This window comes from Asticcacaulis sp. W401b (genome assembly GCF_046503825.1).
Taxonomy (GTDB): Bacteria; Pseudomonadota; Alphaproteobacteria; order Caulobacterales; family Caulobacteraceae; genus Asticcacaulis.
The window spans coordinates 1-1986 of record NZ_JBKFEE010000044.1 but is presented as its reverse complement, the minus strand read 5'-3'; the positions used below and the strand labels follow the sequence as shown (position 1 = coordinate 1986).

The window sequence follows — 1986 nt, the reverse complement described above, 5'->3', positions numbered from 1 at the left end:
ACCCCTCGATTATCCTCCCGAAAGATCCAGCCGCGCTGATGGCGTTTGCTCTGGAAATGGCCCAAAAGGCCGCTCGGGTGGAAGCGCTTGAAGCCGAGGTCAGCGCCCTGAAAAGCCGCGAAGTCGCGTTGAATGAGCGTCTGGATCGGCTCAATGATATCCTCAAGATCTTCAACCGCGGCCGCTTCTCGCGCAAATCTGAGACCTTACAGGCGCCGCCGGCCGAAGATGACGAGCAACTCGTGCTTCTGTTTGAAGAGGTCGCGACGGGTGTGGGCGCCCTTGAGGCTGAAATCCGCAAAGGACGACCGAAGGCAGCGTCGTCGCCGTCGCGACCCCGCAAGAGCCTACCGGCGCACCTTGAGCGCATTGAGGTCGTCATTGAACCCGAGGAGCCCGAAGAGCACGCGGGCAAGCAAAAGGTACGTATCGGTGAAGACCGCAGCGAGCGCCTGGACGTGATACCTGTGACGTACCGGGTCATCGTCACCGCGCGCCCCCGTTACGCCTACAAGGACAAGTCCATCGATGGCGTCCTTCAGGCTAAGGCACCTAACCATATCGTCGAGGCGGGCCTGCCAACCGAGGCGCTGCTCGCCCATATCGCGGTCGCCAAATATGCCGATGGCCTGCCCCTCTATCGCCAGGAAGCGATCTTCGCGCGGCAAGACATCGAGGTAAGTCGCCAGGTGATGGCCAGCTGGATGGGCGCGGTGGGCTTCGAGCTGTCCACCTTGCACGCCTATATGATGGCGCAACTCCTCAAGGGGGAGCGTTTGTTCGCCGATGAGACGGTTCTGCCGACCCTGTCTCCTGGAAACGGGAAGGTGTTACACAACTATCTCTGGGCCTATGTGAAAGACGACCGCCCCTTCGGCGGCGGGGATCCGCCGATCGTCGTCTACCAGTTCGAGGACGGGCGCTCAGGCGACCGGCCAAAGCGCCATCTCGCCGGCTTCAACGGCGTCCTTCAGGTGGATGGGTACGCGGCCTATAATCAGCTTGAAAAGGCCCCGGATGCCAATACGGGCATCCAGCTCGCCGGATGCTGGGCGCATGTCCGCAGGAAGTTTTATGACCTGCATGCCAACAACAGCTCGGCCGTAGCCACCCAGACGGTTGAGATCATGTCTGCACTCTGGCACCACGAAGACAAAGTGCGTGGCCAGTCGCCGGAAGCGCGGGCTGCCTACCGCCTGAAGCATGCCAAGGCCATAGTCGAGGAGCTCTTCCAGCTCTGGGAAAAGACCTCGTCGCAGATCTCTCAGAAATCATCCCTGGCAAAGGCTATCGACTATGCCCTGCGTCGTCGCAAGGTGCTGGAGCGGTTCCTTTATGACGGGCGTATCGAGCTGGACTCCAATATCGTCGAACGCGCCATCAGGCCTCAGACCATAACGCGGAAGAACAGCCTGTTCGCGGGCTCAGAAGGCGGTGGCCGGACGTGGGCTATCATCGCGTCGCTTATCCAGACAGCCAGAATGAACGGGGTCAATCCGCAGGCCTGGCTGACAAAGACCCTTCAGCGCATCGCAGACGGCTGGACTGTCACTCGTCTCGACGAACTCATGCCTTGGAATTTTAAGCCAGATCAAGCCGGCGACTGATCCACGAAATCATTAGATCCGCAACACGGGGGCGTGTTTACGCTTACGCCTTCGAGGCCAGACGGCTGATTGTAGGTAATCGTCCGGGGAACGGATTTTGGTAACGGGGGAATTGGCGGCAAGTTGTGAGCGTCCGGCAAACTGATTTTAAGGCTTCCCTTGGCCTTGGGCTTCGATTCGCGCCTGCTCTTTGGCCATTATGCGCTCGATAGCCTCTGGCTCTGAGCAATTTGCCACGAGGAAGCCGCGTAGCCCGCTGTCCCAGTTTCGGGCCTCCTCAAGCATTTCTTCGATGCACTGGATGCCTCGGTCCGTAAAGCCGGTCGCACCATGTTCGGAGCCGTCGCAGATATGGAGCATCTCGCCGTAGTCGATATTG

The 1986-nt window shown here is 59.8% G+C and carries 2 protein-coding genes; one reads left to right on the top strand and one right to left on the bottom strand.

Annotation, left to right across the window (positions count from 1 at the left end):
- The coding region (gene tnpC / locus ACK8OE_RS20745) for an IS66 family transposase (RefSeq protein WP_410274212.1) at nucleotides 1-1607 on the top strand (1607 nt) is incomplete at its 5' end.
- A gap of 147 nt (nucleotides 1608-1754) precedes the next feature.
- Here tnpC and ACK8OE_RS20740 read toward each other — a convergent pair.
- Nucleotides 1755-1986, bottom strand: a 232-nt coding sequence (locus ACK8OE_RS20740; RefSeq protein ID WP_410274211.1) for a hypothetical protein, incomplete at its 5' end; no start/stop codon positions are given.